This is a genomic window from Thermodesulfitimonas sp., assembly GCF_052743955.1.
In genome coordinates this window covers 1-4,185 of the sequence record NZ_JBRAIN010000121.1, presented here as the reverse complement: position 1 = coordinate 4,185, position 4,185 = coordinate 1, and the positions used below count along the sequence as shown (strand labels likewise).

Annotated in this window: 3 protein-coding genes; all 3 read left to right on the top strand. The window is 57.3% G+C overall.

Annotated elements, in window-relative coordinates:
• Positions 1 to 76: 76 nt before the first annotated feature.
• Positions 77 to 1,258, top strand: coding sequence for a methionine adenosyltransferase (gene metK, locus ACUVTA_RS08730; protein WP_445952557.1), 1,182 nt, complete (start codon positions 77 to 79; stop codon positions 1,256 to 1,258).
• 190 nt (positions 1,259 to 1,448) lie between these two features.
• Positions 1,449 to 3,158 (top strand): GGDEF domain-containing protein, encoded by a 1,710-nt coding sequence (locus ACUVTA_RS08725; protein WP_445952556.1) that lies wholly within the window; start codon positions 1,449 to 1,451, stop codon positions 3,156 to 3,158.
• A complete protein-coding gene (locus ACUVTA_RS08720) occupies positions 3,155 to 3,928 on the top strand; it encodes a double zinc ribbon domain-containing protein (protein ID WP_445952555.1) in 774 nt (257 codons plus the stop codon). Before ACUVTA_RS08725 ends, ACUVTA_RS08720 begins: the two co-directional genes overlap by 4 nt.
• The last annotated feature ends 257 nt before the right edge of the window (positions 3,929 to 4,185 follow it).

Genomic DNA, 4,185 nt, shown 5'->3' with positions numbered 1-4,185 from the left:
GTACTTGCGCTTTATTGACAGGCTTACCGACCGCTGCTAAAATTAACGGTGAATTTTGGTCGAGGGAGCGTGCACGATGACGAAGCGCCTGTTTACGTCGGAATCGGTTACTGAAGGGCACCCGGACAAGATGGCCGACCAGATATCGGATGCGATTCTCGATGCGATCTTGGCCCAGGACCCTGAGGCCCGGGTGGCGTGTGAAACCTTGGTCACTAATGGCCTCGCTTTTGTAGCGGGGGAAATTACGACCAGGTGTTACGTGGATATCCCTACGATAGTGCGCGAGACGATTCGGGGTATTGGTTACACGCGGGCGAAGTTCGGTTTCGACAGTGAGACCTGCGCCGTAATCACCAGTATTCAGGAACAGTCGCCGGATATCGCCCTTGGCGTGGACAAGGCGCTGGAGATCAAGAGTGGGCAGGACCGGGATCCTTATAGCTCAATCGGCGCGGGCGACCAGGGGTTGATGTTCGGTTACGCTACCAACGAGACAGAAGAGTTGATGCCTCTCCCTATCGTCCTGGCCCACAGGCTGGCCCGTCAGCTGGCTGCAGTACGCAAAAACGGCGAGCTGCCCTACCTACGGCCCGATGGGAAAACCCAGGTGACGGTTGAGTACGACGGTGACAAGCCGGTGCGGGTCCACACCGTGCTCGTTTCCGCCCAACACCACCCAGACATCGACCTGCTGACGATCCGGGAGGACATCCTTACCAGGGTTATCCGTCCGGTGATCCCGTCCCCTTTGCTCGACAGCGAGACGCGCTTTTTGGTGAATCCCACCGGAAGGTTTGTCGTCGGCGGCCCGCAGGGTGATACAGGGCTTACAGGACGGAAGATCATGGTCGATACCTATGGCGGCATGGCTCGCCACGGGGGTGGCTGCTTTTCGGGAAAAGACCCCACAAAAGTGGATCGCTCGGCGAGCTACGCCCTGCGTTACGTGGCAAAAAACATTGTGGCAGCGGGTCTGGCCGACCGCTGCGAGATCCAGGTCGCGTACGCCATCGGCGTCGCGCGCCCGCTTTCCATTAGCGTGGAAACCTTCGGCACCGCCAAGGTACCGGAGGAAAGACTAGTAGAGTTGGTCCACAAGCACTTCGACCTACGCCCGGCTGCAATCATCGACCACTTCGACCTGCGCCGGCCGATATACAAGCAGACCGCAGCCTATGGTCATTTCGGCCGGACCGATATCGACTTGCCGTGGGAGCGGACCGATAAGGCGGAAATCCTGCGGGCAGAAGCGTGATCTATGTGGGCGGTGGCAACCAGATGCCCCGCCGTGGCCGTAGGCCCTTGTGTTTCTCGGGCCCACCTTCCTTTCCCCGGTCTTTAAATGCGAGCCTTAGCCTTTTCCCTTATGCCGGTTGAACGCCGGCATTCTGCTTTTTCGGCAGGGAAAGGAAAGATTTTTGTCGAACTAAATAACGGTGGGGAATGTGCGGCGATGGACGGTTTTACATCTATCTTATACCTGGCTGGTAATTCTGCTCGCTTTTTCGCTACTTTACGGAACAGCCGGGGCACTTGATCTCGATACCCTCTGGGAGATAATGGTCACCGGCCTTTTCTGGTTGACCGCCGAGGGCTTAACCGTTTCCTTGCCGCAGGGGCAGCTATCTGCGGGGTGGGCGGTAGCGCTCACCCTTTTTTTAACGCACGGTTTTGCCGCTTTGATCTGGACGGGCTGGGCAGTGATCCTTTTAGGGCAGCGGCTTTTTGGTCGAGGGGAACCCTGGCGCGCCAGCCTTTTTAATAGCGCTCAGTGCGTAGTCGCTTTCTGGGTTGCTTATCTGGTTTACCTTAAGGTCGGGGGCACGGTTCACCACCGAGAGGCCTTTACCAATACCTTCTCGGTTCTTGCTTTCACGGCCACCTATTTTATGGTCAATCACCTGGTGATCTACCTTTACCTTCTGCCACGGCGGCGCTACCACCCGTTAATGCTCTGGCGGGAGACGCTCAAATGGGACGCGGTGACCTATCTTTTTACTGTCCCGTTAGCCTACATCATGGTTATTCTCTGGAAGGCAATGGCTTTCTGGGCGGCAGTGCTCCTCTTTATTCCGGTTCTAATTCTGCAGTTCGTCCTCCGCCTTTACGTGGTGCTTTGGCTTACCAACCGGGAGCTATACGCCCTCTACCATGTGGCGCGGCGCCTCGGGGAAACCCTTTCCTTGGAAAAAACGCTTGACTTCGTTCTCGAAACCGTCCGACAGGTGGTGTCTTACCGTACCGGGGTGATTTATATCTGGTCAGCCCCGCGGCGTGCTTTCGTCCCCGCAGCGGTGAGCGGCCCTTTTTCGCGGCGGATAAAGGAGAGCGTAGTTGGGCCGGAGAGTATGCTAGGCTGGGTTGCGGAAAACCGGGAGCCCGAAATCATTTTCGACACCCGAGAAGACATCCGTCTCAAAAATGAGGGCAGTTTTCTTGCAGCGGAGCGCTCCTTGGTGCTGATCCCTTTGGTGGCTGAAAACGAGGTGTTGGGAATATTTGTCTTGGGAGAACGACGCCCCTACGCCTTTGACGAGCGTGCCCTATCGCTACTTACAATCATCGGCGGTCAGGCTGCGGTGGCCATTAGAAACGCGCAGCTTTTCAACCAGATCGAGCACCTGGCACAAAGCGATCCGGTCACAGGGGTACTCAACCGGCGCTACTTTTTGCTTCGGTTGCAGGCGGCATGCGAGACAGCCCTGGAACGGGACGAGCCGCTGGCAATTATTCTGGCCGATATCGATAACTTCGGCCGTTTTAACGAGATTTACGGTCCCATTACCGGTGATGCTGCTCTCCGCGAGGTGGGCCGGGTGATCAAAAACGTCGTAAGGGCCCACGATTTAGTTGCCCGGTACGGCGGCGACGAATTCGCTGTTCTCCTGCGGGGGGCGGCAGAAGGGGTAGCAAGAACAATGGCGGAGCGCCTCCGGCAGGCGGTTGAAGGCCACCTTTTCGGGGTGGAAGGCGTTTTTGAACCGCTACGCTTAAAAATTAGCCTTGGGCTCGCCGTTTTTCCTTCCGATGGGGCGGATCTTACGGCCATCCTGCAGAAAGCGGCGCGGGCGCTTAAAAAGGCAAGCGCCCAGGGGGGCAACATGGTTGTAGCTGCGGGCGGGATAAGGGACATAAGGTATTTTCAGCCGCGATGAAGGCGTGGGAGTTTCGCAAGGCGCTTCTTAATCTGCTTTTCCCCCTGCGAAGTTGCCCGCTTTGCGGTTCGCGGGGGACGGCAGGGTTGTGCAGTTGCTGCCAAAATTTTGTAGCAGCGGCTGCGGCAGAGCCTTTTTGCCCTGTCTGCGGTCGCTTTTTCCGGGGCTCCGGCACGGGGGTATGCCGGGAGTGTGCTTCCCGGGAGTGGCCTTTCGTCTTTTGTCGCGCGGTGTTTCCTTACGAGGGGGCGCTACGGGAAGCCGTGCACCGCCTAAAGTTCGGCGGCCGCCGGGCTGCCGTTGATTACTTAGGAGGCCTCATGGCGGCAGTCTGGGAGCGGGAACCGCGGTACCAACAAGGAGAGCTCTTGGTGCCGGTGCCGCTTGGTCCGGAGCGGCTGAGGGAACGCGGCTTTAACCAGGCAGCACTGCTCGCAGCGGCGCTTAGTGAAAAATGCAGGATCAGGTGCTTGCCGGTGCTGGCCAAGGATGCCGGAGTGCCACCACAGGCGCAACTCGGTAGGAGCGCCCGGCAGATAAACGTGACTGGGGTCTTTAAAGTTGTCGACCGGAAAATGATTAGCGGAAAAACGGTCGTAGTGGTAGACGATGTTTTCACCACGGGCAGCACTATGGCGGCGGTTGCTAGCGCGCTGCTCGAAGGGGGCGCGCACCAGGTTTTTGGCCTGGTTCTCGGTGCGGGACGCACTTTTCCACTATGCCAGTTGCCCCATTCGTTCATCGATGGCAGGGGTTTTCGACAAATATAACAATTTTTTTCGGCGTTTCCACAGGTGAAAGCCCCGGCAGAACAGTTATACACAGATTTATACACATTATCCACAAGTTTTTATTGCGGGGGGAGAGTATTGTTTTCTTCGGCACCCCGGAAATGTCTCCCCAAAGATATTCACACGGGCGTCCTTAAACAGTGCGGGATTATGGTGACCGAAGCCCCGGCATGGTTTCTGGGTATGAGTAAAATGTTTTCGGGGGAATAGAGGGTCAGGTACAAGGAGAGAGGGCT

Bases quoted from the DNA above. Each gene is read 5' to 3' on its own strand.
- ACUVTA_RS08720 (WP_445952555.1), top strand. From the start codon at position 3,155: ATGAAGGCGTGGGAGTTTCGCAAGGCGCTTCTTAATCTGCTTTTCCCC.
- metK (WP_445952557.1), top strand. From the start codon at position 77: ATGACGAAGCGCCTGTTTACGTCGGAATCGGTTACTGAAGGGCACCCG.